General features: G+C 57.2%; 18 protein-coding genes. 2 read left to right on the top strand and 16 right to left on the bottom strand.

Going from position 1 to position 25,794, the window contains the following annotated elements; genetic code table 11:
* Positions 1-7: 7 nt before the first annotated feature.
* From GT748_RS08570 to rplM, 14 genes are all read right to left on the bottom strand, one after another.
* Complete coding sequence (locus tag GT748_RS08570; RefSeq protein WP_154259070.1) at positions 8-9,430, bottom strand: LPD11 domain-containing protein; 9,423 nt, start codon at positions 9,428-9,430, stop codon at positions 8-10.
* Positions 9,431-9,448: 18 nt separating this feature from the next.
* Complete coding sequence (locus GT748_RS08565; protein WP_015535527.1) at positions 9,449-9,757, bottom strand: hypothetical protein; 309 nt, start codon at positions 9,755-9,757, stop codon at positions 9,449-9,451.
* A gap of 10 nt (positions 9,758-9,767) precedes the next feature.
* Entirely contained in the window at positions 9,768-10,313 is a 546-nt protein-coding gene (locus GT748_RS08560) for a hypothetical protein (RefSeq protein WP_087242938.1), read from the bottom strand.
* Positions 10,310-11,269 carry a hypothetical protein gene (locus tag GT748_RS08555; protein WP_243133840.1) on the bottom strand — a complete coding sequence of 320 codons (960 nt, stop codon included), beginning with the start codon at positions 11,267-11,269 and terminating at the stop codon, positions 10,310-10,312. The genes GT748_RS08560 and GT748_RS08555 overlap by 4 nt, the downstream gene beginning before the upstream one ends.
* On the bottom strand, positions 11,266-11,904 hold the full coding sequence (locus GT748_RS08550; protein WP_154259072.1) for a DUF7007 domain-containing protein: 639 nt from the start codon (positions 11,902-11,904) through the stop codon (positions 11,266-11,268). Before GT748_RS08550 ends, GT748_RS08555 begins: the two co-directional genes overlap by 4 nt.
* Positions 11,901-12,524 carry a hypothetical protein gene (locus GT748_RS08545; protein ID WP_154259074.1) on the bottom strand — a complete coding sequence of 208 codons (624 nt, stop codon included), beginning with the start codon at positions 12,522-12,524 and terminating at the stop codon, positions 11,901-11,903. Before GT748_RS08545 ends, GT748_RS08550 begins: the two co-directional genes overlap by 4 nt.
* Positions 12,521-12,763 carry a hypothetical protein gene (locus GT748_RS08540; protein WP_117685575.1) on the bottom strand — a complete coding sequence of 81 codons (243 nt, stop codon included), beginning with the start codon at positions 12,761-12,763 and terminating at the stop codon, positions 12,521-12,523. The genes GT748_RS08545 and GT748_RS08540 overlap by 4 nt, the downstream gene beginning before the upstream one ends.
* A complete protein-coding gene (locus GT748_RS08535) occupies positions 12,756-12,998 on the bottom strand; it encodes a hypothetical protein (RefSeq protein WP_087242929.1) in 243 nt (80 codons plus the stop codon). The genes GT748_RS08540 and GT748_RS08535 overlap by 8 nt, the downstream gene beginning before the upstream one ends.
* A 189-nt stretch (positions 12,999-13,187) precedes the next feature.
* Positions 13,188-17,417: a SpaA isopeptide-forming pilin-related protein gene (locus GT748_RS08530; RefSeq protein ID WP_154259076.1), complete on the bottom strand. Its 4,230-nt coding sequence runs from the start codon at positions 17,415-17,417 to the stop codon at positions 13,188-13,190.
* A gap of 279 nt (positions 17,418-17,696) precedes the next feature.
* On the bottom strand, positions 17,697-18,668 hold the full coding sequence (locus tag GT748_RS08525) for a ParB/RepB/Spo0J family partition protein (protein WP_154259078.1): 972 nt from the start codon (positions 18,666-18,668) through the stop codon (positions 17,697-17,699).
* Positions 18,622-19,491: a ParA family protein gene (locus GT748_RS08520; protein ID WP_438819367.1), complete on the bottom strand. Its 870-nt coding sequence runs from the start codon at positions 19,489-19,491 to the stop codon at positions 18,622-18,624. Before GT748_RS08520 ends, GT748_RS08525 begins: the two co-directional genes overlap by 47 nt.
* A 125-nt stretch (positions 19,492-19,616) precedes the next feature.
* Positions 19,617-19,781, bottom strand: a complete 165-nt coding sequence (locus tag GT748_RS15190) for a hypothetical protein (protein ID WP_015535538.1) — start codon at positions 19,779-19,781, stop codon at positions 19,617-19,619.
* A gap of 440 nt (positions 19,782-20,221) precedes the next feature.
* Entirely contained in the window at positions 20,222-20,623 is a 402-nt protein-coding gene (gene rpsI, locus GT748_RS08515) for a 30S ribosomal protein S9 (protein WP_021659011.1), read from the bottom strand.
* A gap of 17 nt (positions 20,624-20,640) precedes the next feature.
* A complete protein-coding gene (gene rplM, locus GT748_RS08510) occupies positions 20,641-21,069 on the bottom strand; it encodes a 50S ribosomal protein L13 (RefSeq protein WP_044992274.1) in 429 nt (142 codons plus the stop codon).
* 985 nt (positions 21,070-22,054) lie between these two features.
* Here rplM and GT748_RS08505 point away from each other — a divergent pair.
* Positions 22,055-22,768, top strand: coding sequence for a tRNA 2-thiocytidine biosynthesis TtcA family protein (locus GT748_RS08505; protein ID WP_161213490.1), 714 nt, complete (start codon positions 22,055-22,057; stop codon positions 22,766-22,768).
* A gap of 162 nt (positions 22,769-22,930) precedes the next feature.
* Here the strand turns inward: GT748_RS08505 and GT748_RS08500 are convergent, their stop codons facing one another.
* Entirely contained in the window at positions 22,931-23,617 is a 687-nt protein-coding gene (locus GT748_RS08500) for a Crp/Fnr family transcriptional regulator (RefSeq protein ID WP_021659015.1), read from the bottom strand.
* A 104-nt stretch (positions 23,618-23,721) separates the two neighbouring features.
* Between GT748_RS08500 and GT748_RS08495 the strand changes: the two genes are divergently transcribed.
* Entirely contained in the window at positions 23,722-24,264 is a 543-nt protein-coding gene (locus GT748_RS08495; RefSeq protein ID WP_021659016.1) for an ECF transporter S component, read from the top strand.
* Positions 24,265-24,420: 156 nt separating this feature from the next.
* Here the strand turns inward: GT748_RS08495 and GT748_RS08490 are convergent, their stop codons facing one another.
* Positions 24,421-25,680: an MDR family MFS transporter gene (locus GT748_RS08490; RefSeq protein WP_021659017.1), complete on the bottom strand. Its 1,260-nt coding sequence runs from the start codon at positions 25,678-25,680 to the stop codon at positions 24,421-24,423.
* Positions 25,681-25,794: the final 114 nt, after the last annotated feature.

The following is a 25,794-nucleotide window of genomic DNA, read 5'->3' as shown; positions in this document are numbered from 1 at the left end:
TCCTCCTTTACCGTGCCAGCTCCGCAACCCTCCGGGCAGGCACATCCTCGCCCTCGTCTGGGGTATCGTCCATCAATGTCTTGTCTTTCTCATCCATGTTGAGCAGAATATTCAGCTCTTTCAAACGGTCTGTTTTCTCCGCCAGCTCCTCCTCGCGGGCAAAAGGTGTAGCCAATTCCGTGCGGGCGTTTTCAAGCTGGGCCTTGGTTTCCTCCAGGCTGTTCTGCTCGGCCTGCAGGCTGCCTGCAAGGTTTTCCAGAGCGTTGTCCAGGCGGGTGATATTGCCGAACACATCCGCCCCCAGCGTCACCGTATGGGAAAGAGTGCCTTTGAGTGTGATCCGGTATTCGTTGCTCCTGCCATCATAAGCCAGCACCATGGAAAAGCCCCGGTACTGCCCCAAAAGAACAGCGTCGGAACCTGTCATACGGGTGCAAACATCAATGATAGCCTTGCCGGCGTCCTCTTTTTCGGTGTAGTGCCTGCCATCCACCTCCATGCCGCAGAAGCCCTCCTGGGCCTTGGGGTGGGCCGCCGCCAGCGCCAAATCCTGCTCATAACCCGCGATCCGTTCCGTGAGCCGGGTGATCTCCTCCGGGTACTTGCGGTACACCAGCTCCTCCAGGGCATATACCTGGTTCAAGTGGCTGGCTTTCAGCATATTCAGCCGCGCCACCTCCATATCCAGGTTGCACTTCTCGATAATTAACGGATTGCCGGTGGCCAGCGCCTTGATCTCCGAATAGCTCAGGGCGGTTTCATCCACATCATCCGCCACACGGACGGGGGCCTTGCTGGTCATGATCTGGGCGATAAACTTCTGCTTGTTCTCCACGAGCTGGTAGAGGTAAGCGTCAAAGGTGCCCTCGGTGACATAGCGATAGATTTCCACCTCCTCGTTTTCATTGCCCTGGCGGACGATGCGCCCCAGCCGCTGCTGCAGATCAGAGGGCCGCCAGGGGCAGTCTAAATCGTGTAGGGCAATCAAGCGGTCCTGCACATTGGTGCCTGCGCCCATCTTAGCTGTAGAACCCAGCAGCACCCGCACCTGCCCGGCGCGCACTTTGGAAAACAGTTCCTTCTTTTTGGCTTCGCTGTCCGCCGTGTGGATAAAGGCGATTTCCTCCTCCGGGATTCCGGCGTCCATCAGTTTCTTTTTTAGGTCGTCATAAACACTGAACGAGCCGTCGGTGGTAGGTGTGGACAGGTCGCAGAACACAAGCTGGGCAGAGCGTTTTTCTTTGGTCTGTTCCCAGATGCGGAACACATTCCGGGCGCAGACAGCCACCTTGCCATTGGGGTCATCCGGGGCCAGAGGCTGAATCAGCCGCATATCCAGCGCCAATTTCCGCCCGTCATTGGTAATGCGGAGCATATTGTCCACATGGGGGTCAACCCCACCGGCACGGATTTTCTCTGCCCGTTCCGCCAGCCCCCTTATCATCTCCTTCTGAAGCTCCGAGGGCTGGATTACTTCCGTGTGGAAGTTGGCCTTGGGCACGGGGAGTTTGAGCATATCCGCTGTTTGGATGTCAGCCACCTCCTTGAAAGCAGCCATCAGCTCCGGCAGGTTATAAAACTTGGCAAACCTGGTTTTAGCACGGTAGCCGGTGCCCTCCGGCGATAACTCGATGGCGGTGACAGTCTCCCCAAAGTTACTTGCCCAATCGTCAAAATGGATCAGGCCCATCTCCTGCAGGAGCCGGTACTGTAAATACCGTTGAATGGTATAAAGCTCTACCATGGAGTTGGAAATGGGGGTGCCAGTAGCAAAAATTGTGCCGCGCCCGCCCGTCAGCTCGTCCAGATACTGCGTTTTCATAAACAGATCGCTGGATTTCTGGGCTTCGGTCTGGGCAATGCCGCCCACGTTGCGCATTTTTGTCGCCAAAAACAAGTTCTTAAAATAGTGGCTCTCGTCGATAAAAAGGCGGTCGATACCTAATTGCTCGAAAGTGACCACGTCATCTTTACGGCTTTGGTCGTTGAGCTTGGCCAGCCTTGTCTCCAGCGATTTCCGGGTACGCTCCATCTGCTTGACCGTGTAGCGTTCCGCCTTCTGCGCCTTGGCCTGTTCGATCCCTTCCAGGATTTCCTCAATCTGGCGCTCCAAAATAGCCTGCTGGCGCTCCACGCTCATGGGGATTTTCTCAAATTGCGAGTGCCCGATAATGATGGCGTCATAGTCCCCGGTGGCAATGCGGCTGCAAAATTTCTTCCGGTTCTGGGTTTCAAAATCTTTTTTCGTAGCAACCAAGATATTGGCGCTGGGATAGAGCTGGAGCCATTCCGCCGCCCACTGCTCCGTGATGTGGTTTGGCACCACAATCAGCGACTTGGTGCAAAGCCCCAGGCGCTTCATCTCCATGGCGGCTGCCACCATCTCGTAGGTTTTGCCTGCCCCTACCTCGTGGGCCAGCAGGGTGTTTCCACCGTACAAAATGTGCGCAATGGCATTGATCTGATGGGGACGTAAGGAAATTTCCGGGTTCATGCCCTCAAACCGGATGTGCCTCCCATCATACTCACGGGGGCGGACGCCGTTGAAGGTTTCGTTATAAATGCGGCACAGCAGTTCCCGGCGATCAATATCTTTCCAAATCCACTCGGCAAACTTCTGCTTGATGAGTTCCTGCCGATCCTGGGCAATGGCGGTTTCTTTCTTGTTGAGGGCAGGCTTTTTCTTGCCGTTCTCGTCCTCAATATAGTCAAATACCCGCACATCCTTCTGATTCAGGGTCTGCTCCAGGATGTGGTAGGCGCTCATCCGCTTGGTGCCGTAGGTGGTGTTGGCCTTTACATTGCTGCGGTCGGCGTTTTTCTCCCGGATACTCCACTGGCCGGTGGCTTCAGAACGCAGGATTCTGATACGGTCCCGCACATAGTAATTGGGGGTGAGCAGCTCCACCATGAACTGCTGGTACACCTCGATGGGCACCCAGTTTGCACCAATGCGCACGCCGATTTCACCAGCGCCCAGGTCCTGGGGCTGAACCGCCTCCAAAGCCTCCACATTTCTGCGGGCGGCTTCTTTCTGATGATCGGGGGCCACTTCCAGGAAGGCTTTTGCCATCCGCAGCTTTTGGCGCACTTTCCCGGAAAGGTACTCATCCGCTGTGACAAGAGGATAGCGGCTCAGATCGGCCAAAGAAGGCAGGATGTCCTCCGGGTTCTCCGCGCAGCGAATATCCCGGTAAATCACCCCGGCAAGTTCCTGTTCCAGTTCCTCCGGGGATTTCCCCGACAGCTCCGCCATATAGTCCATATCCACACGGGCTTTTTCCGAAATGGACACCGCCAACGCTTCACTGGCCGTGTCCACGCTGGTGACAGCCACATGGGGACGGATGGTGCGCTTGGAGAACATATCGGCTTTTCTTTTTAGGTTGCCCTGCTCATCCAACACCTCCAAAGAGCAGAGCAGACAGTAGCTGGAGTCCTCCGAAAAGGCCAGCTTGTTGCCCCGGCTGTTAATCAGGCCGTACTTGGCGGTAAAGCTGTCGTAAAGAACATTGAGCTTTTGCTGCTCGGCTGCAATATCCTCATCCGGGTAGCCTTCAGTCTGGTATTCAATGAGCCTGCGGACACATTCCCGCAGCTCGATCATGCCACGGATACGGTTTTCCGCCGTGACGGAGACTTCCACCGGGTGCATGAGGCTGTTTTCCCGGTAGTACACCTGCCCGTCTACAAGCGTATAGCTGAAATTCTTCACAGTGGGGTCGGCGGGGATGGATTTATCTTCCTCCTCGTCCAGTTCCTCCAGCTCGTAGGGCTTGATTTCCGCCTGCAAAAACTGGATGGCATTGGCAAGTTGCTCGGACAAATCTTCACCCTCGCGGGCTTTGCAGGCGCTGTCCGGCCCGAACCGGGTGGATTCCATCACCATGTCGCCCAGAATCATCTCCGGGTGCTGCACGAAATAGCGGTTCATGCGGATTCCGTTTTCATCTGTGTCCAAATGAACCCAATCCTGCTCCAAATCGGTGATGTGGTCGCGCTTTTGCAGGAAAATGATGTCGCTGGTCACTTCCGTTCCGGCGTTCCGCTTGAAGGTGTTATCCGGCAGGCGGATGGCCCCGATGAGGTCGGCGCGCTGGGCCAGGTATTTGCGGACAGCGGAGTTTTCCTTGTCCAGCGTGCCTTTCGACGTGATGAACGCCACGATACCGCCGGGCCGCACCTTGTCCAGCGTCTTTCCGAAAAAGTAGTCGTGGATGAGCCAGTGGTGCTTGTCATACCGCTTATCCAGCACCTTGAAATCCCCAAAGGGGACGTTGCCCACGGCCACATCAAAAAAGCTGTCGGGCATTTGCACGGTTTCAAAGCCGTTTACGGAAATGCTGGCGTTCTGGTAAAGCTGGCCCGCAATCCGCCCGGAAATGGAATCCAGCTCTACGCCATAGGCTTTGCTGCCCGCCATGTCAGCAGGCAAAAGGCCCAAGAAATTGCCGGTGCCGCAGGATGGCTCCAGGATATTGCCCTGGGTAAAGCCCATCTGAGCGAGGGCCTTGTAGATTCCCCGGATAACCACGGGCGGCGTGTAAAAGGCGGTGAGGGTGCTGGCCCTGGCCGCCGCGTATTCCTCCGAATCCAGCAGGGATTTCAGCTCCTCATAGTGGGGGCTGGTTTCCTCAAAACAGTCCGCAAGGCCGCCCCATCCCACATAGCGGGATAGGATTTTCTGTTCTTCGGGCGTGGCCAGCCGTTCTTCAGCTTCGATCTGCTTCAACGTGCGGATGGCGGCAGCATTGGCCGCGTATTTCTCGCTGGGGGTGCCATGGCCCAGGGCGTCATCGGTAATACGGAAATCATGGCGCTGGTCCCTGGGAGCCTCTGGGTGCAGAGTCGTGAAGGTAATGCGCTCACGGCGGGGGCGCTTCGGCGGGGGTGGGAGTGCTTCTTCTTTTTGGGGCTGTAAATCGGCCTGCTCTGGGCTGGCTGTCGGTTCTTCTGTGGCAGGGGCTTGTTTCGCCTGCTCCATGGCCCGTTCATCCGGGAAGTTCCCGTAAACCCGCAGCCATCTGTTCTCCTGAAGGTCATAGACACCAGCGCCGTCATAGGCAAAGCCATCCTCGCCCTCCATGGTGCCGGCCACATACTTCTGCGCCGCCTGTTCTGCCTCCGCCAGCGTTTGGTAATCCAGCCGTTCATCAAATCCATTTTCAAAGTGATGGTACACCACCACCTCAAAAGGCGGCTCCATGCGCTGGGCATAGCGTTCGATGTCCTCCTGTGTGAGCCATTCCGGTTTTTCCGGCAGGGCGGCGTAGAGTTCCCGCATTTTGGCGATTTGCTCTCGTACGTTCCCAGCCCACAGGTGCTTTTCCGCCCGTCCGCCAGCGCCAAGGAAATATTCACAGTCGGCTTTTAGGCGGCTGAGTAAGAAATAGCCATCTGACCCCTGCTCCGGCATGGCACCGATGGATTCCAATTCTCCATCGGAAACGGAAATGAGGTCATCAAAATCAAGTTCGGCCAGCTCGTTTTGGATGAGTTCATCCAGACTCTCGTACTGCCTGCGCTCCAAAAACTGCCCGCCCAGGTAACGCTCCATGCGGTAATGGACCAAATCGGCATTGACCTGGATGGGGATTTCCTCATCGGTGACGGTAGTGTAGGCAATGCCCACCTTTTCCAAATCGCTAAAATCTGCTGGGCTGCCATACTCGGCCACGCAGAAATCGTTGATAAACTCTTTGGCGATCTCCAGTGAAGCAGGTTCCGGCTCCTCGGACAAAAACTCGCGCTCAATGAAGTCGGCAACATCCTGGCAGTTACCTTTGCCGCCATGAGCACGGTAATCCATCAAGCCTTCTTCGATTAGTTCGCTGGAAGCCGCATATCCGGCCTCCTCCAGATAACCGGCGATTTCTTCTATCTGCGCCTGTTCCGGGGTAAGGGCCGGGGGCAGCTCCGCGATCTGCTCCATACAGAGAGTGATGTCCACCGCGATTTCTTCTTCCGGGTCCGCATGGTCCAGGAAGGATTGAAGCAGTCTGCGGATTTCCTCCCGCTGAACAGGGTCGTGAAGCTGCTGGGCGATATTCTCCACCGCCTGGGCGTCATCTTCGCCATAGCCCATGCGGGAACCGTCAAACTCTCCCACAAAGCGCAGCACTTGGGCGGCCAGCTCCGGGTAGGGGTCTGCCAGTTCTTCTTTTTGGGGTGGTTCCTGCACTCTGGGCGGCACAGTGAACACCGGCGCATCCTGGGTGGCGGAAATCGTCATTTCCGAGGTATCCGCAATCCGCTGGATTTCCTCCCGCACCGCCTGGGGCATTTCCTCGTCGTAAATCGTCACCGTGCGGTCTGGGGCGATGTGGGCCACTGTTTTGTAGTCCCCGTGTTCTTCCTCCAGCCGGTTCCACACAGTAAGCCCATTTCCCAGATGGCCATAGCCCAGGTCGTAGGCTTTCGCCTGCGGCGTGGTGGGGGCTACCGGCTCCTTGTGCTCCGCAAAGAGCGTGAAGGTTCCCTGCCGGAAGGCGGCGAGGTTTTCAAACGCCTGCCGGCGCAGGGTGTACATCCTGTCATCCTGCGGGGTGGCCTCCCAAATGGGGACCATCATCTGATAGATTTCTTCCACACGGGCCGGGTCATCAAGCTGCGGCTCGATGAGCTTCACCGCGTCCCAATAGTCAAAGCCGAAGGGATAGGGGTGGGGCTGCTCCTGGGGTACGTTCTCAAAGAAAGTGCGGATATTTCGAGCAAGCTGGTGCTTCTCATACTGCGGCATAGCGGCACGGTCCTCATCGGTGAGGAACCGCCCCTGGACGATCATGGCGCTGACGCGCTTTTCCACGGCGTTCCATTTCAGCTCCACCTTGGCGTAGGGGGCGGTAATACTGCCGTGGCTGAAAGAAACACCTTTACTGAGCTGGTAGGTCACATCGTCATTCCCACCGGAATGGCCGCTGTACTCGCCGTGGTAGTGCTTTAAGAAATTCTCCCGTTCCTTGCGCTCTGTGTGGTTGCGATAGAAAGAATACACGGCCAGCCGGTAATCGGTGCTGCGTTTTCCACCCCGGAGAAGGTTGTCGATCTCGTCCCCGGAGATGAAAAAACGCCGCTGGGGGGCGTACCCTTCGGCGGCGGTAAAGTGCAGCGGTTCCCGCTGCAGGTCGGAAAGCTGCTCCAGCAATTTTTGCGGACGGTGGAAATGGAATCGCAGCAGTTCCCGGTTCTCTCTGTATGCCTGGACAAACTGCTCCAGCTCATCCCGCAGGTTCTGCAGCTCCTCCGGATGGCCTAACAAATCGCTTATGGCGGCGCTTTCCTCTGGAAACCCATGATTTTTACCGTAAATGGCATTCACCGTGGGAAGATAGCCCGCGTCGGCAGTGCCTTCTGCAAAATCCTGCCGGAGATACCATAGCTGCGCGGCCCGTTGCTGGCGCTCATACTCATCCACCCGATCCAGCTCGCTCTGGGGCATATACCGGCCCAAGTCCAGCAGTTCCCGGATACGGGCCGCCGCCTGTTCCCAGGGGATGAGGGTGGCGCTGGAACGCTGGGCGCTTTCGCCCTGGGCAATGCGGATTCCCTCGGCGTTGTACCAGATGGCATACTGTCGGCCATCCAGATAAAAACCAGCGCCGTTTTCGCCGTAGTGTTCGGAAAGGAACCGGGCATTGTCCGGCTTATCCTTTTTGAAATAGGCGCAGATGATGAGGCGGCTGTTCTGGTCGTTGGCACCAATGCACAGCGCCTCGTCGATTACCTGCTGGGGCAGAGCCGGGTGAGGGAAAATGGATGGTTGGGCCGTACCCTCGGCCTGGGCTGGCTGCTGAAACGCCGCAAAATCAAAAAGGGACATCTGCTGGCTCTCCTGGGTAGGGAGCTGCGGGATGTCCGTCTGAATGAAATATTCTTTTTTGTCAATGAGCTGGGCAGTCCACTGGGCCACAATATCCCAGGAAAAAACGGATTCCTTGGTGCGGGATGGGTAAGAGCCTTCCCACATGAGCAGGCCATTCTCCTGGGGCTTATATCCCAGGCGCTGCCCGTCCGCGATGATTTCAGTGTACCGGTCGTGATAGGCGGATTTCAGGTAGTCCGCCCGTTCCTGGGCGTCGCTGTGAACAGAGAAGAAAAGCTCGATCTGATTTTTCTTATATTTCAGGTCGTCGTCCTTGTTGGCGATGATGGCCATGATCTGCTTTTCATCCAAAAGCGCAGGGAGCTGTTTGCCACCTGCGCTTTCTCCCGGTTCCGGCTCTTGGGTCGTTAGCTGTAGATCAGCTCCGCCAGCACCGTTTCCTCCGCCGCGTTCTGCAGGTTGTTCATCATCTGCACCCACTTCATCTGATCTCTGGCTTTCAGTTCCTCCGTCACGCCCTCGGCTTTCGCCATCTGCGCCACGATTTCCTCCATCCGGCGCTGGGCGTTCTGCTGGATCTCCGCCAGATGTGTGTTCAATTTCCCGCTGGTCAGCAGGTTCGTGTACGTCACCCTGCGGTGCTCCTTGAGAAATTTCTTCCGAAGCAATGCGTATTTCCCATGGGGAACCGGCTCCTCCTGGGGCGGCAGAAGGTTCGGCAGATTGTAGTCGCCCTGCCTGGTGTAAGTGATCTCGGTCATATTCAAAACTCCTTTCCGGCTGTGTGTTTTCCTGTTCAGTTACAGCATACTGGTTTTTCTGCTGGGGTTCAAATGTGCGATTTTCTTTTTGAGGCTGTCTTTGCAGGGCAAGGACCGTGCGGGAAATGGCGGAAAGGCACATCTGGGAGATGTCCCCGGCAGCCACGCCCAAAGCGTTCAGCGTCTGCGGTGTGTTGAAATTCAGCACATCCCGAAAATCCTCATCCTCAAAGTAATCAGACGGGTCGAGGCCGCAGTGCACCAGCAGCATATATCCAATGCTGTTTTGCACCGCCCTGCGGTATTCCACCTCCAGGTTCAGCTCGTCCAGTTCTTCCAGAAAGCTGCCTTCTGTAAGGGTTTTCAATTCAGAAAGATAGTCGGGCATATTGTCCTCTACGGCGTTCTTTGCCGCAGAGAGCAGGGCTTCGCCCAAATCCTCCTTATGCTCCAGCTCCCCAAAGCTGTTTTCCAGCGTTTCAATGATGTCCGGCGCGTATTCTTCCCGCACCGTCCAAAGGGGGACGGGCCGGGGGAACCGGGCCTCATGGGTATCGGAAATATCAAAGTAGTATTTCAGCCGGGGCTTGCCATTGTGTTCCCCGTCAAAAACGGCAATGCCGTTTGCGCCCCGGTTTACCCAGCGCCCAAATTGCCGGTTCCATCGCTCAATCTCCAGGACGGCGGTGGCGTCTGGGCGCTGGGCGTAGACAAGCAGTTGTTCATCAAATGGAAGCCGGTAGTTGCGGCAGGCAGAAGCCAGAAACGCCCGCCACTGGTCGGGAGCTGTTACGCTGCGCTGCGTTTCCTGGTACAGCTCCGTCAAGGCTTTATATCGTATCGCCATCGGTTGCCCCTCCTTTTCTTATTCTTTTTTCGCAGCTTTCAGTTCTGCGCTGTAATCCTTATCCGGGTCATATTGATTGCACAGGGAGAGCAGTAACAGCCAGATGGTATTTCCGGCCTCCTTCGGGTACATCCGAAGCGCCACGCAGGGCGCATGGTCACTGTCAACAAAGGGCCTCCCATAGCGCATAAACTGGTCGATCAGCTTTTGAGCCATCTCCCGGTATTCTTCATAGGGGTTCTGTTCCGCCTGCTGATGGAGAACCGTCATCAGCAAGTTGAACCAGTCCTCATGCGTATCCAGTTTTACGGGCGGTAAAGACGCCATTTTTATCACCTCATCTTTCCATGGCGGCGGCCTGCCGCTGCCGGGGAATGGAAAACCCGTAGACTTTAGCGATGTCATCGCCCAGCCTGCGGGTCACTCTCGTAATATCGGCGCGGGTTGCAATGCCGCGATATAATTTTTCTTTCAGCAGTTCAATTTGAGAAGGGCTGGCGCTGTCCTTGTAAACGCGGTAGAGGTAAAAGTTCGTGCCATCATGGTGGATGGCGTCGCACCGCAGATCGCCCAGCCGGTCCACATACCAGGTGGAATAATCCGTATCGGAATACAGGCAGTCCCGGATGTTGCCGCTGGGGATTTCCTTATATCCCATGCGCCGTCCATTCCACAGGCCCAGGTCGCCTACGACTAAAATCGGCTGGGAGAGCTGCACATTGAGGTTAGCGCGTTCATCATCCAGGTAATCCCCATTGATTTCATACATCAGAGAAATGCGCTCATTTTCGGATAAATCCGGGTATTCTGCCTCCAGATCGTCCCGCCAATCCTCATAGTCCAGGCCATAATTGCTCCAGATGACGTGTCTTTCCTCCTTCATCGGGCTTCACCTCGATCTTTCTGCCTGGGCCTGATGGGCTGTCCCTGCTCATCATAGTTTTTAGGGTCGGCGGCTGGGGTCTGCCAGCCAAACATGGAGCCGGCCAGCATAGCGGCCTCCTGCGCTTTGGTAACGCCATTCTTCACATTGCGGTCGTCTGCAAACTCTCGGTTCTGTTGAACGTCAGGAGTTGAAAAATCATAGCAAGGGCTGTAGCCTTTTTCGCCCCTGGTCAGAAGAATCAGCTCCCCGGATGAGGGAAGTACACTGAAGCACTGCACCGGCAGAGAAGAACGCAGTGGGATTACGCTCCCGTGAGTTTGCTCCAATCGCTCCGCAAATTCGCAAATATGATACAGGGCGCTGGAATACCCGCCGCTGGTTTCAAAATGGGTTTCGTCGATGAACCGGCAGGTGCGGTCGCGGGTTTCTCCGCCGCCAGTGAAAATGCGGATGTGGTCGCCGTCGGGAATGCGGAACAGCTCCTTGTAGCCGGGCGTGATAAACCGGATACCCTGTTTGGCCTTTTCCATGTGGTGTTCCAGGAATCGGGCAACGTAGGCGTAGAGGTAAAAGTTGTAGTCTCCATAATTGGGATTGCACCGGAGCATATAGGTGTGCTGGGGCGTCTGCACCTTAAAACCATACTCGGCGCAGTAGTTTCCCTCAAACTCAGCCTCCGGGTTCTGATAGCAAAACCTGGTCATGCTGTCACGGGTACAGAGCAGCCCATTCTTCTCCCGCAGAGTGTTGACCACCTCATCAAGCTCCGCCTTAAACTCGTCCGTCTTGTATTCCCTCCGATGGTCGAACCAGGAAGTGTAAAACTCTTTTCCAGCGCCAAAATCCCCGCGCAGATGGCCGATACAGCCGGTTTGCCCTTCAAGCTGGCTGCCCTGGTTGTACGCATACAGGCGATCCACCGGGGTCATGCTGGTAATTGTCAGTTCCATCATCGCTCACGTCCTTTCTTTTTCGCTTGTCGGTTTTGTTCCGATATGGCCTTTTCCCGTGCCTGCCAATATTCGGGGTGGTGAATTTGCACGCTGCTATTGATGACAGCCTCATACGCGCCGGGGCCAAAGCGCTCGTTCACTGGAGCCTGGATCATCTTTTTATCCATCAGCTCCCGGAGAGCCACCTGCGCGTCGCAGTCCTCCTCGAAGCAGAGGTAGCCGCCCTCTATAAAGCCGCAGCCCATCGCTTCTTTTCGGAATATCTTTTCCGCCAATTCCCGGCGCACCATAATTCCGCCATGCCCTGGGGTGGAAACGGAATAAACGCCAGGGCAGAGCGTTTCACATTCCTGGACTTTGCCCCATGGGGAATAGGAAGGGGCCTCCGGCACAATGGCGTTCTGCCGCTGATCCTCCAGGCACTGCACCTCCTCCTGCGCCCGCGCCACCAAATCCTTCTGCGCGGAAAACAGGTCGCTGAAATAGTGGCCCCAATCGTAGTCCGTCCGGTTACTGCATTTCCAGGTGACAAACTGCTGGGGCGCTGTCAAATGAACGCCCAACACAAATTCGCTGTCGCCCACATGACAGGAATCCGTAATGATATATCCGGCGTTTTCTCTGTAATCCATCATCGCTCACGCTCCTTTGCGGTTTTCTTTTTGGCCTGTTCCTGCTGAATCGCAGTAAGGCCATGCTTGGCCCAGCCGGGAAGGTCCTCCGGCTGTATCGTTCCCAGCACGTCCATGCGCTCATAGCGGCTTTCTTTTCCGGTATAAAGGTCAACGCAGTAACAGGCGGACCCCCGGCTGTGTGGAGAAGCCCCAAAGCCGCCCAGACAGAGCTTGAGCTGGCGGGTAGCCCTGCGGTATTCCCGGCGCAGCACCTCCGGCTTTATCACCACAATTTTCCCGTGCAGATCATCCTCATGGGAAATGGGGATGCAGCCCTCCGCCGTGATGGAGTGATCGTCTATGCCCTGTATGCGGGGCTTGTTGAGTTCTATGTGGGTTTTCTGCGCTTGCTCGGCAATCCTCTGGCCGAACAGCTCCACAATCTCCGGGAAATCATCACTGGCCATCACTTCGCTGTATTCTGCAAACAAAGCGTTCTGCCGGCAAAAGGCGCACATATACTTCATGCCGGTTTCATCCTGCGGATTTTCCCCCAGGACAACCTCGCGGTCGCCTATATGCACCGCCTGGATAATCTCATAATCACCGGCCATGCGTTTTTCTGTGGAATCATCGTTCATCCCTCTGCCTCCATATCCTGTTTGATAAATGCTTGGATTTCCTTTACACTGGCAAAATCCCGTTCATCCCCGGTAAGGTAGCGCACCGTATCTCTCCATTGGGACAGCGGGTAGCTGTTCTCATCCATCCTGCACAGGTCCAAAAGGGCCGCCCGTCGCAGGATAGGCGAAAGATTTAAGTCGGAGATGAAACAGCCATGCCGGGCCGCCAGTATGTCCAGCAGGTGCAGTTCATTCATGGCAACACCTGCTTTCTTCGGCTTCTTTCAGCAATTCCTCCACCAGCCTGCCGCTGCGGACTTTATTCCGGTCTGCCAGCACCTTGTTCTGGACGCACAGCACCGCCCGGATGTTGGGAACGGTAATGCCGGGGATCTCCACCATCTCCTCCGGGGTGATGGTGAGAAGCTGCACCGGGGAGTAACCAGCCTGGGCAAAGATGCGGAACAGTCGTTGCTCAAATCGTTCTCTCATCTGCAAAGCTCCTTTCTTTTTTGGTATGTAAAAGGGGCGGCCCCGCATGGCCGCCCCTGGCTGGTTACTTCTTCCGGCTTCTGACTTTCAGGAAAATCAGGCAGCCGATGATGAATACCACCAGCCCGATGGCAATAATCGCTTTCAGTTCCATAAAATCATTCCTCCTTACACAGATTCAAACCGCCGTTATTTTGCGGTATTTTTGCCTTTCTTGCGCTTGCCCACATAGGCCGCAACGCCCAGGGCGGCAGCCCCCATAGCGGACACGCCCATCAGGGCCGCCCACAGCCAGGGCTTGCTGTCGTCGCCGGTTTTCGGGGTATCGCGCAGCTCGTTGTGCATTTCCGCCACGGTGGTCTTATCCGCAAAAATCGTCACCGTCTTATCCGCAGGCAGCACATAGTTGGCGCTGGCCCCATCCGACACCTCGGACACGGTGTAATCGCCTACGCGCAGCCCCTCGATGAAGATTTCGCCGTTTTTATCGGTTTTGAAAGTCTGGTCGTAGCCGTTGGCCCCGGTCACGCGGAAGGAGAAGCCTTCCACCTTGCCGTCGCTGGACGTCTTTTCAATCCGCAGGGAACCGGTCTGGGCCATGTTGGTAAATCCAATCCCGGCCTCGTTCTCTACCTCGTAAATCTTGCCGTTCTCGGTGATCTCCACATAGTAGGCGTTTTCATCCAGCAAAAAGCCCTCCGGCGCTTTGGTTTCTTTTACGAACACGCCGCCGTAGAGGATGTGGGACATCTCATAAATGCCGGTGCTGGTTTCCTCCAGCTTGCCCAGCAGCTCGTCGCCCTCGTCCAGCTCTTTGTTGCCATTGGTATCACGGTACACCTCGAACTCAGCCCCAGTGAGCTTGTTGTCGGGATAATTCTTATCCACCTTAGTGAGCCGCAGGTCGCCGTACACGCGCTCATTGGCAAGGGAGATTTCCACAACCTGCCCATCTTCCTCCACGGTAACGGGAATCACTTCATCGGAGAGGATGAACCCTTCCGGGCTTTCCAGCTCTTTCAGCACCCAATTCCCGTAGGGGACGCCTGCGAAGGAGAAGCTGCCGTCCTCCGCTGAAGTGGCGGTGGCAAGGGCGTTTTCGGCGGTAAACTCGGTTTCATCGGACTGAAACAGGCCGATGACAGCCCCGCCCAGGCCCGTGCCGTTCTCATCGGTTTTAAGGCCCTTGATTTCGCCGCGGCTCAGCTCGTTGGTGACAGCCTCGCCATCATTGGCGGAAATCTCTACCACGGCAATGGAAGGCCCGCCGTACTCAAAGGTGAATGGGAAGGTTTCGCCGTTCAGCAGATAATGACTGTCGGTGGACAGCTCTTTCAGGTAGAAGCTGCCGAAAGGCAAGTCGGTGCTGCAAATGGCCTGGCCGTTCTCATTCACAGAAACGATTTCCAGAAGCCCATCTGCAGGAATCACGGAACCATCCGCTGCGGTGATATCCTCCTGGGCATAGAGGCCAAAGGTCACGGCGGAGATCTCGCCATTCATGCCAATGCCAAAGGTTTCATCCTGCTCCAGCACCTTGTTCAACGTCACAAGTGCTTTCTGGCGCTGATTGTAGAAGCTGGCAGAGGTTTCGGTGACTTCCACCTCCTGGCCTGCGTACACCAGCTCCACGTTGGTGATGTTCTCGCCGGTATCCACCATGCCGTGGGGGAATTGAATTTCTTTCACCTGGAATTTGCCCAGGTAGAGGGGCTGGCTCTGGGCCGTTCCGTCCTCGCCGGTGGTGATGGTGTCCACTACCTCGCCCGCAGAATAGCGCAAGGTGCCGTCCAGGGTGTAGATGTCCTCCAGGGCAGTAATTTCAAACACCGCGCCGGGCAGGCCCTGCACCTCGTACACCGGCTGGTAAACGCCCTCGCTTTCTGCCACAGAGGAGAACACCTCGCCGGTTTTGCTGACTTTGATGATTCCTTTCTGGGCCATGTTGGGCTTAGTGACTTCGATCACCGTCACGCCGCCTTCCTCGCTGGAATTGTCCTCAGTCACATCAAAGTAAACCGGGGTGCTGTCCAGTACATAGCCGTAGGGGGCCTGGACTTCAACGAGGGAATATCCCGTGCCGTATTCCAGCTTTTCAGGCGTTACCAGATAGCCCTCGGAATTGGTGTAGAACGTATCAATCGTGGTAGGCGTCGGATAGGTGAAGGTCATTTCCACCTTGCTGCCATCCGGGCGGTAAATCTGGAACCCGGCCCCCGCATAGGGAATGGTCACGCCGGTTTCCGCATCCACCTTGACCACCTTGATGAAGCTGGCAAAATTGGCGTTGTTGATGAGGTAACGGTAGGTCTGCCCGTCCTGTGCAACATACACCTCAAAATCGTCCATCAGCTCGCGGCCTTCCCAGCCCTTGGTCTGACGGACGATATAGGTGCCATAGGGCAGCTTCTTCGACTGAGCAAAGCCGTTCTCATCGCAGACAAGGACATCGCGCTCGGATTCCCTGGCGTTTTCATAGCTGCCCGCAGCTTTCAAGAACACCTGAAACTCCGCGCCGGATTCCGGGGTTTCGATCTGGGTTTCCCCGTCGTCGGTATGCTTGATGATGGCAATGTCGCCTTTGATGATCTGCTCCGTCACGTCGTTGGCGGTATCGTTCAGCTCAATCTCATACAGCTCCGGCTCCGCCCCCACCTTGTGGATGGTGGAATCCAGCAGGTAGCCCTCGCTGGGGCTGATTTCACGGATTGTCCAGTCCGAATCGCAGACGTAATATCCAGTGGTGAACTGGCCATTTTCGTCCGTGGTAAAGCTGTCAATGAGGGTATCTCCCTTATACAGCCCGTACACAGCGCCGGCCAGGGAACCATCGCCCTGGGGCGCACCCGTTTCCACATCGCTCTTGGTGACGGTGACGCGGAATTTCTTCAGCACGTTGTTCACGCTCTTGTGGGTAACTTCATTCCACTCGATGGTGGCTGTCTGGGAATCCGGCACCACATAACGGATGGGGGTATCCACCTCCTCCAATACATAGCCTGTGCCGATAAGCACGTTTTCAAAGCGCGCCACACCGCTGGAATCCGTCACAGCATACTCATCCACCGGCTGCCCGGAGAGGGATGTGCCGTACAAGTGGAAGGTCATACCCTCCACCAGCCCGTCTTCGCTGGTTTTCGTCACTTCCAGGCTGCCACGCTTCAGCTTGTTGTTGAAATTCACGGTAGCAGTCTGGCCGCTGACGATGGTCACGCGCTGGGTTTCCTGGGGTTCATACTTATCAATCGACTGCTCGGTTACGGTATAAACGCCGGGATTGAGGTCGGTGATGTCAATCTCGCCCGCCTCATTGGTGGTCTTGGTGGCGCTGTACCCCTCGCCAGTGATAGTGAAGTTGATCCCGGCTACCTGTCCGTCCTCGGAAGTCTTAATCAGCTTCATATTGCCGGTTTTCACTTCCAGATTCAGATAGCCTACCATCTGGTCGGAAACGGTTTCCCCGTAGGTGGCAAAGTCCTGCTTGCCGCCGCCAGTAACGCCGTCTGTCCAAACCACAACACCGCTGCGCTGGGCAGTCACTTTTTCCGCCTTAATGGTCACAGAGCCTTTGATGGCCTGGGCGGAAGTGATGGTGAGCTGGTTGCCGTCCACGGAGAAATTCAGCCCGGTGGTGCTGCTGGAGAAGGTGTAGTCGCCCAGCACACCGTTGGTATCCGTGAGAGTGAGGGAATACTGCTGGCCGTCCCATTTCAGCTCATAGGCACCGGCGTCTGCGGTGCTGCTGAAAAAGCTGGGGAGCATAGTGTGGCGCTTGACCGCGCTCTCAATGGCGGAATACTGGCTGAAAATCTCGCTGTATAGGGGATGATCGGCGCTGATATATTCCGTCACGTTGTTTTTGCCCTGGGCATTGGCGTCCACATGGTTAAACTGGCTGTCGCGCTCACCCACGACGGTTTCCCAAACAAGAAGCTGGGTAGCGATATATCCCGCGATCTTGCTGGCGTCCTCCGGGTTCCCACTCATCCATGAGGTGCTGGCGTTGCCCTGCCAGCCATAGGTCATAATCCGCCCGATATATTCTTTGATGGTATCCGGCGGGATGGTGGGGTTCAGGTTGGACGGGTAGTTATCCCAGAAATCTTCGCCCCGGCCCGTGTACTGGTCGCCGGTATTCACACCGACGCCCGGCTCAATACAGTAGATGGCCCTGCCATTGAAGGCGTCCTGGGTGTGGACGGAAAAGCTGTCGTTCTCTCCGGTGGACCAGCCGCCCAGGAAATTCAGGGCGGGATGGCCCCATCCGGCCTTGTTGGGGTCGCTGGCACGGGGCAGGTCGATCATATACGTCGTCATGGTTTCGCCTGCGGCAAAAGCCGTGGTTCCTGTCCCTACGAACACGCCCAGGCACATGAGCAGGGCCATGAACAGGGACAGAGGCTTTCTCAATGCTTTCATCGTGTTACCTCCTTGAAATGGCCGCAAAAAAAGCACATCGCTCTGGATGTGCTGCTTACGGCTGGATTCTGTTTACGTTCTAAAAAAGAGAGGCGCGCCAGGCGTTCTCCACCTCATCCGTTCTGTCTGCCAAACCTGTGGATTCTTGAAAGAATCAGCCTCCCCAAATATCTTCTTTTTTAGGCTGTTTAGGTTGTACGAGGGGGTGAGGTGTGGAGAGGGGGAACAGCGAAAACGCCGGTTCCCTGCAAATGGGCGCACTGCTCCCTTGGTAGTGGACTATCTCTCTAAACTGCGCTGGCGCTTGCGGTAGAGTTCCAGCGCCTTAACAATGGTGTCCTCGATCTTCTGCGTGGGCGTCCCCGGCGCAAAAAACCGGCTGATTTTTTCTTTTGGAATTTTGAACTGTTCTTTTTGATTGGGCTTTTCCTCCTTCATAATGGAAACAAGGGCGTCTTTGGCCAGCCTTTCATCACCGGTCTTGGCTTCGGACATCTGGCGCATTTTGATGGCCTGAGCATGGGACGGGGTGCAGTCCATCTCGTCCATGATAGCGAACAAGTCGGCCTGTTCTTCTTTTCGCAGGTAGGACAGCTCCACCGCAGGGCGCATAGCAATCTGGAGCATTTCCTGGTCTTTAAGGACTGAGTTATCTACCAGCTCCAGAATTTCCGGGATAAGGTGGGTAAGGCGGATATACCTATAAATCTGAGGTTGACTATCTCCGCTATCCCTGCTGATCTGCTGGGCTGCTGTAACGCCTTTTAACTTATTATCCAGTGGAGAAGAAGTTAAATCCGTCCGCTGACCCTGTCGTTTTAATGCGTCCAGCTTCATTTTGTAGGCAAACGCCTTCTCCGAGGGCAGAATCTGCTCCCGCTGCAAGTTGGAGTCCACCATGATAATCGTGGCTTCATCATCGGTGAGCTGCCGCACAATACAGGGGATTTCCGCAAGCCCCGCCAAATCCGCCGCCTTTTTCCTGCGGTGTCCAGCTACCATTTCATAGCCGCCCGACCGTTTGGGGCGCACCAGGGCAGGGACCAATACGCCGTACTGCTTCACGCTTTCCGTCATTTCCCGCATGGCTTCATCCATACGAACCTTGAACGGGTGATTCGGGAAGTCGCTGATTTCCGAGAACGAAAGGTTGACAACCTTTTCAAGCCGCGCCTCGGCCCGTTCTTCCTCCGTGGAAAACAGGTCATCGACTGAGGGAAGATTGAAGTTTAGCCCGTTGCTTTTCGCCATCCGCCAACACCTCCTTTGAAAACTCCGCGTAAGCCTGGGCCACCTTGCTCCCCTTGTCGTAGGTGTAAATGCTCTTGCCTGCGGCGCTGATCTCTGCGGCTTTGATGGCTACGGGAATCTCGGAACGATAAATTTTCAACACGCTCCCGTAACTCTGCCGCAGTGTATCCGCTGTCTGTCTGGCAAGGTTTGTGCGCCCATCCACCAGAGTGAGCAGCACCCCGTCCACCTTCAGAGCCGGGTTGATCTGCCGCTTCACTTTATTGATGGTTTTCATAAGCTGGGTCATGCCCTTGGCGGGGAGATAGTGGGCCTGCACCGGGATAATCACGCTGTCCGCCGCAGCCAGGGCGTTAATCGTAATCATGCCCAGGGAAGGCATACAGTCAATGAGAACCACGTCATAGTGCTTCTTGGCTTCATTGACATAGGTCCGCAGAGTAAATTCCCGGCTCATGGCGTTGACCAGGCTCATTTCCAGTGCGGACAGCTCAATGTTGGCGGGCATAAGGTCTACGCCCTCGCTGTGGTGCAAAATGCCCTCATCCGTGGTGAATGGCTCATCCCGGATCACCTTTTCCATGACGGTGGCCAGGGTGGTGGGCAGGCTGTCTTGGTATTGCCAGCCCAGGCAGGTGGTGAGGTCGCCCTGGGGGTCTGCGTCAATGAGCAGCACCTTTTTCCCCAGACGGGCTAAACCAATGCCCAGGTTCACCGTCGTGGTGGTTTTGCCTGTGCCGCCTTTCTGGTTGGCCAGCGCGATCACGCGGCCATCCCTGGGGCGGCTTCTCTGTTCCGGCATTTTCATGTCCTCCTTCTTCATAGATTTAGCCGCCCGTTGGCAAGACGGACGGCTATGTATGGGGGAACTCCGAAAGATGGGCATGAAAAAAGCCGCTTACTCTTGCTGAAAAGAATAAGCGGCTCATTAAGCTGCGATATGTAATTTCACATCTTCTTCACCGGGGCGCACATGGCTTTGAGCAGAAGTTCATCCAGGCAGCCGGTGTCCCGATTTTCACGGAGCATAGTATTGCGCAGGTGATTAAGGCTCTGAATCACAATACTGTTCTCGGCGGGGGTGAGGTATATCTTGAATTTCCGTTTTTTCATAGGGCGTTCCTCCTTTACGCTTTCATTATATGTAGAAAGAACGCTACACCGCAAATGTGCGAGTTCGTCCACTTGAAACGTAACAGCGGCAACTCAGAAGGACAAGATAAACTGGATTCGGTTTGGTCAAATCCTGACAAATCAGGACATCCCCTTCAAAAGAAAAACCGTTCACAAAGGCCGTCATGGAATCGAAAAAATGAAGGGGAAAATGCCCTCTAAAACACCCCGATTTCGGCTCGCAGTTGCCCCATTTTTTAATCATAACGGGGTCAAAAAGGGCCTGTTGCCCCATTATTAATCAAGAAAAACCGGGTCAGGCGAGGTCAAATCCTGCCAAAATCGGACAAAGACAGACAGACTTTTGGGAAAGGAAAAAGCCCGGAAAACCGCATGGTTCCGGGCTTTTTGAGCATTTTTGAATTGGTTTGCCGGGCCTGTTATCTCTTGGAGAACTGAGGCGCGCGACGGGCGGCCTTGAGGCCGTACTTCTTGCGCTCTTTCATTCTGGGGTCGCGGGTCAGGAACCCGGCCTTCTTCAGGTCGCCGCGCAGCTCGGCGTCGAACAGGAGGAGGGCGCGGGACAGGCCGTGACGGATGGCGCCAGCCTGGCCAGAAACGCCGCCACCGGAGACGGTACAGACGATGTCAAACTTGCCTTCCAGGCCGGTGAGGGCCAGGGGCTGCTTCACGATGACCTTCAGGGTCTCGAGACCAAAGTAGTCGTCGATGTCGCGGCCGTTGATGGTGATCTTGCCGGTGCCGTTGTCGTAGACGCGCACTCTCGCAACCGAATTCTTTCTTCTGCCGGTGCCGTAGTAGTAGGGAGTTTTATCGTACATGGATGCGTTCCTCCTTGTTAACCGTTGTAAGCTTCAGGCTTCTGAGACTGGTGCTTGTGTGCGTCGCCCTTGTAGACGCGCAGGCGGGTCATGGCCGCGCGGCCGATGGTGGTGTCGGGAACCATCCCCTTGACCGCCAGGGTCATGGCGCGGTCAGAGTGGGCCTTCATAAAGGTGCGGTAGTTGACCTCTTTCAGGCCTCCGACCCAGCCGCTGTGGTGGCGGTAGAACTTCTGGTCCAGCTTGTTGCCGGTGAGGATCGCTTTGTCGCTGTTGATGATGATCACGTGGTCACCGCAATCGACATGGGGGGCAAAGGTGACTTTGTTCTTCCCTCTGAGCAGGTTGGCGGCAATGGCGGCAGTGCGGCCCATCGGTTTGCCAGCCGCGTCGATTACATACCATTTGCGGGTGATTTCGGCGGGTTTCGGCATGGTAGTAGACATGGTTTTTCCTCCTGAATTTTGGTTTCATTCGCTTGTATGAGATGGCCGATTGGCCGGTTACACAAACGTGCAAGTATCATTATAGCCACCCGCACCGGCGCTGTCAACACCAAAATTCGATTTTTTCAATCTGCATCTTCACACCTTCTATTTTCACCTGTATCCTCCCTCATCCTCTCGATTGCGAAACCTCCATTTCACTTTAAAACTGGTGGACATAGGAAATTCCGTTCCTGCCGGCCTCGTTGGGGGGGGGGGACCGCTGGCCCCCCCAAAGCGCATGGCCCTTTTGCACCCCCATGTCACAGACGCTTCTCAGCGCAGCGGTGGGGCGAGGGAGCCTGCGAAGGCTTGGCAGTAGGACAGCGCCAGTGGAGCGGGCCTACTATCGGACAGATCCTCTCCGGACGGGAAGCCCAGTGGCCGCAGCGGCAGGGCGGCCGTCCCGCAGCGCATGGCCTCTTGGTCCCCCAATACCGCAGTCGCTTCTCGCGCGACGGTGGGGCGAGGGGGCCTGCGAAGGCTTGGCGGCAGGACAGCGTCAGTGGAGGGAATCTGCTGCCGGACAGATCCTCTCCGGGCGGGAAGCCCAGTGGCCGCAGCGGCAGGGCGGCCGTCCCGCAGTGCATGGCCCTTTTGCACCCCAATACCGCAGATGCTTCTCGGCGCGGCGGTGGGGCGATGGAACCCGCGACGGCCTGGCGGTGGGGCGGCGCCAGTGGAGCGGGCCTGCTGCCGGGCAGGTCTTCTCCACGCGGGAAGCCCAGTGGCCACAGCTGCAGGGCGGCCGCCCCCTGTCCGTTCCCCGCGCTGCCCTCCGAACGCCCCCCTGGAGGGATGCGCCCAGTCCCTTTCTCCCGCCGCGGTAGAGGTGTAAAAAAAGCACTAGGAAAATCGCGCCCCAGGCCTTATAATAGGAAGCGCCTGCGGGGGAGGGAGCATTGCCTCCCCACACCGGCAGACCGACACGGGGGAGGGAGCGCTCATGCAAAAACTCATGGGGGCAATGCGCAAGGCCATTCAGGATTACGGGATGCTGTCCGACGGCGACCGGGTGGCCGTCGGGGTGTCCGGCGGCAAGGATTCGCTGGCCCTGCTGGCCGGATTGGCCGGGCTGCGCGATTACATCGGCATCGACTACCAGGTGGTAGGGATCACCATCGACATGGGTAACCCCAAAGTCCCCACCCCCGACTGGGGCAGGGTCGAGGCCTTCTGCCGCGCACTGGGGGTCCCCTACCAGGTCAAGCGCACCGAGATCGGAGACATCATCTTCAACGTGCGGAAGGAGAAAAACCCCTGTTCCCTCTGCGCGCGGATGCGGCGCGGCTCCCTCCACGACGCGGCCAAGGCCGCCGGCTGCAACAAGGTGGCCCTGGGCCACCACAAAGACGATGCGGTGGAGACCTTTTTCATGAACCTCTTCAACGAGGGGCGGCTGGGTTGTTTTCAGCCGGTGACCTACCTCTCCCGCAAAGACCTCACCGTCATCCGCCCCCTGGTGCTGGCCGACGAATTCCTGGTGAGCTCGGCGGCGCGGCGGCTGGACTTCCCGGTGGTCAAGAGCAGTTGTCCGGTGGACGGCCACACCAACCGCGAGCGGATGAAGGAGTACATCCGCCAGCAGGAACGGTTGGACCACGGCTTTAAGGACCGCATCTTCGGCGCCATCTGCCGGGCCCACCTGGACGGATTTTGATCCCTCGTTTGCAATATTTATATCTATTTATACTTATTGTATTATATTTTCGCCTTTAGAGCCCTGCGGGCAGTCTCTGCCGCAGGGTTTTTCTTTTTTTGTGAGGGGGAGGGAACAGGCGGCGCCTGGAAATCCTCTCCCCAGGTGCCGCCCACCTTCCTCTTATATATAGAAAAGGGGGTCGTCCCCTTCCTCGGCTTCGAGGAGTTCAAATCGGTTTTTGCAAAAATCGATCAGTCCGTCCCGCCGCATCCTTGACAGCTCTCGGGAGAGGGCGCTGCGCTCCACGTGCAGGTAATCGGCCATGGCCGCCCGGTCCAAGGGCAGGGTGACGGCACTGCGCCCCGCTCGCTCCGTCTCCCGGCGCAGGTAGGCCAGCACCTTCTCCCGCACCGTTGGGCGGAGCAGGCAGTCGATCCGCTCGTGGAGCAGCAGCCCCTTCTCCGCCGCGATCCCCACGTAGTTGCGCAGCAGCCTGTCCGCACCGGGGCAGCCCCTTTTGCAGCCGGCAATCAGCCCCTCAAAGGGGAGGTGGAGCACCTCCGCCCTTTCAGTGACTCGCACCGTCACCGGGCTCGGCCTTCCCGGCCTGGCCGCCAGGAGGATGCCGATCGCGTCCCCCGGTTTTAGCAGCGCCAGGATGACCGACCGCCCCTGGGCGTCCCCCTTCACCGCCTGGGCCCGCCCCGACAGCAGCAGCCCAAAAGAGGAGACCGCTTCCCCCTCGCCCAAAATCCGCGCCCCCGCCGGGTAGTGCCGGGAAATCGCCCTCACCCCCTGCAGGAGGGCGACAAGCTCCCCCTCATCGACCCCCGCAAACAGCTCGGTCTCCGCCAGTGCGACCTTCATCTGCCGCCCCTCCTTTTTGTTGCGTGTGCAACATATCTTCCCTTCCCATTGTAGTACAATGGGCCCAAAAAGGACAGCCCCACAACCAATTGGAGGTATTCTTAATGGACAAAGCCGTTACCCGCATCACCCGAACCGCCCTATTCACCGCCTTGTTGGTGGCCTTACAAGCCGCCACCCTGCCCTTCGGCAACACCCTGGTCACCGGCTCGGTGGTCAACCTGCTGTTGATCCTCGCCGCCCTCTTTCTGGACCTGCCCGCCGCTGCGGCGGTGGGCCTTCTCTCCCCGGCAGTGGCCAAATTTCTCGGCATCGGTCCCCTGTGGGCACTCATCCCCTTTATCGCCCTCGGCAATCTGGTGTTGATCTTTGTCTGGCGGGCGATCGTTCACAGGTGGGGGCAGGGCTGGCGCGCACTGGGCGGGGCCGCCCTCCTCGCCGCGCCCGCCAAGACCGCCACCCTCTATCTGGGTATCGTGCAGTTCGCCATCCCCATCCTCCTGAAGCTGCCGGCCCAGCAGGCGGCGGCGGTCTCCGCTCTCTTCTCCCTGCCCCAGCTGGTGACCGCCCTGGTGGGCGGGGCGGCGGCAGCGGCCCTCTTCCCCGTCCTGCGCCGGGCCATCCCCGAGCCGCCCTCGCGCGGGTGATCCGGCGCTGCAAAAAAGCGGCAGGCCCCCCCTCTCCCAAAGGGGGCCCCACCGCCCAAAGGGGGAGGGGAGGGGCCCGCAGACATGCCGCCCCGCTTCCCGCTCCCTCGCTCTTTTCTCCCCGGCCCTTGGCCTTCAGTCTTTAGCCCTCAACCCTCAGCCCTCCTCCGCCTCTTTTAGAGAGGGAGTTTTTGCCGCCCTTGTGCGGTAGATGGGAAGGTCCCGGGTGGGCATCCCCTTGAGAAATTTCCAGAACAGCACGCAGGCCACCGCCGCCAGGGTACACCAGACCACCCAGGGCAGATAGTGCAGAGCAGGGGTCTCCGCCAGGTCGTAGAGGTACCCCGAGAGAAAGTTCCCCAGCACCGTGCCCGCCGCCAGCGACGTGCCCTGAAAGCCGTAATAGGCCCCCACCTTTCCCGGCTCGGCGAAGTCGGTCACCTGCATGTTCCGTACCGGCTGGTAGATCATCTGCCCCAGGGTGAAGATGACCGTCCCCACGTAGAGGGCGGGGAGGGCGGGCACGAACCCCATAATTGCAAGCCCCACCCCGTAGAGGATGTTGGCCAGGGCCAGCGACTCGTTGGCGTGCAGGTGCCCCTTGCACCACTTGACCAGGGGCAGTTGCACCGCCACCCCGATGACCGAGGCCAGGGTGTAGATAAAGCCCACATAGGCATAGCTGGGGTCGATGGCCTTGATCCGGGTGGGGATGGTCAGGTCCTTCTGGCTCATGAGACCGGTGGTGATGGCGGTGATCAGCAAAAAGAGGATGTAGGTCTTGTTTTTCAGGCAGGTGCGCACCGTCTCCATGGCGCTGGTCTGGGCGGGGGCCGCCCCGTTTTCCCCATCGGCCTTCAGGTCGGGGAGAAGGAAGATCGACAGGGCGATGGTCAGGGCAAAGACCCCGGCTGAGACGATGCAGACCCAGCGGAAGCCCATCACCATCAAAAAGGTGCCCACGGCGGGGCCGACGATGTTGCCGCAGTTGTTGAGCATCTCCCGCATGGAGAAGAGGGCGGTGCGGTTTTGGTCGTTTGCCAGCAGGTCGTAGTAGGAGTAGCAGGAGGGGACAAACAGCGCGCCCCCCAGCCCCACAAAGAAGCTGGACAGAAAAAAGCCCCAAAAGTCGCTCATGAACCCGCAGAGGAAGAGGCCGAACATCCGGATGGCGGCGCCGATGACCATGGCCCGCTTGCAGCCGATCTTGTCGCCCACCGCCCCCAGGAAGATGCTGGTCAGGTCCTGCCCCAAAAACCGCACCCCGGTGATGTAGCCCACCATGGCCGTCGCCATCCCCAACCCGTTGACCAGGTAGTTGTTGAGAATGGGGATTAGCATAAAAAAGCCGATGCCCATCACCAAGGTGTTGGCGTGCATCAGCAAAACAACGATTTTGTACCGCTTTTCACCCACTGTTTCCACTCCTTTTCCGCCGCCTTCTGCTTTCTAAACTTGTATCAATTATAGCACAAGACTCCTCCTTCTCCTAGGGGGCAGAAGCCACAAACCCTGTATTGTTTTTCATAC

This window comes from Bittarella massiliensis (ex Durand et al. 2017), from assembly GCF_009876955.1.
Classification (GTDB): Bacteria; Bacillota; Clostridia; order Oscillospirales; family Ruminococcaceae; genus Bittarella; species Bittarella massiliensis.
The sequence above is the reverse complement of the archived record's forward strand: the minus strand, read 5'-3'. Positions and strand labels throughout refer to the sequence as shown.

Excerpts from the sequence above, each read along its gene's own strand:
- GT748_RS08570 (WP_154259070.1), bottom strand. The coding sequence starts at position 9,430 with ATGGCGATACGATATAAAGCCTTGACGGAGCTGTACCAGGAAACGCAG.
- GT748_RS08565 (WP_015535527.1), bottom strand. The coding sequence starts at position 9,757 with ATGGCGTCTTTACCGCCCGTAAAACTGGATACGCATGAGGACTGGTTC.
- GT748_RS08560 (WP_087242938.1), bottom strand. The coding sequence starts at position 10,313 with ATGAAGGAGGAAAGACACGTCATCTGGAGCAATTATGGCCTGGACTAT.
- GT748_RS08555 (WP_243133840.1), bottom strand. The coding sequence starts at position 11,269 with ATGATGGAACTGACAATTACCAGCATGACCCCGGTGGATCGCCTGTAT.
- GT748_RS08550 (WP_154259072.1), bottom strand. The coding sequence starts at position 11,904 with ATGATGGATTACAGAGAAAACGCCGGATATATCATTACGGATTCCTGT.
- GT748_RS08545 (WP_154259074.1), bottom strand. The coding sequence starts at position 12,524 with ATGAACGATGATTCCACAGAAAAACGCATGGCCGGTGATTATGAGATT.
- GT748_RS08540 (WP_117685575.1), bottom strand. The coding sequence starts at position 12,763 with ATGAATGAACTGCACCTGCTGGACATACTGGCGGCCCGGCATGGCTGT.
- GT748_RS08535 (WP_087242929.1), bottom strand. The coding sequence starts at position 12,998 with ATGAGAGAACGATTTGAGCAACGACTGTTCCGCATCTTTGCCCAGGCT.
- GT748_RS08530 (WP_154259076.1), bottom strand. The coding sequence starts at position 17,417 with ATGAAAGCATTGAGAAAGCCTCTGTCCCTGTTCATGGCCCTGCTCATG.
- GT748_RS08525 (WP_154259078.1), bottom strand. The coding sequence starts at position 18,668 with ATGGCGAAAAGCAACGGGCTAAACTTCAATCTTCCCTCAGTCGATGAC.
- GT748_RS08520 (WP_438819367.1), bottom strand. The coding sequence starts at position 19,491 with ATGAAGAAGGAGGACATGAAAATGCCGGAACAGAGAAGCCGCCCCAGG.
- GT748_RS15190 (WP_015535538.1), bottom strand. The coding sequence starts at position 19,781 with ATGAAAAAACGGAAATTCAAGATATACCTCACCCCCGCCGAGAACAGT.
- rpsI (WP_021659011.1), bottom strand. The coding sequence starts at position 20,623 with ATGTACGATAAAACTCCCTACTACTACGGCACCGGCAGAAGAAAGAAT.
- rplM (WP_044992274.1), bottom strand. The coding sequence starts at position 21,069 with ATGTCTACTACCATGCCGAAACCCGCCGAAATCACCCGCAAATGGTAT.
- GT748_RS08505 (WP_161213490.1), top strand. The coding sequence starts at position 22,055 with ATGCAAAAACTCATGGGGGCAATGCGCAAGGCCATTCAGGATTACGGG.
- GT748_RS08500 (WP_021659015.1), bottom strand. The coding sequence starts at position 23,617 with ATGAAGGTCGCACTGGCGGAGACCGAGCTGTTTGCGGGGGTCGATGAG.
- GT748_RS08495 (WP_021659016.1), top strand. The coding sequence starts at position 23,722 with ATGGACAAAGCCGTTACCCGCATCACCCGAACCGCCCTATTCACCGCC.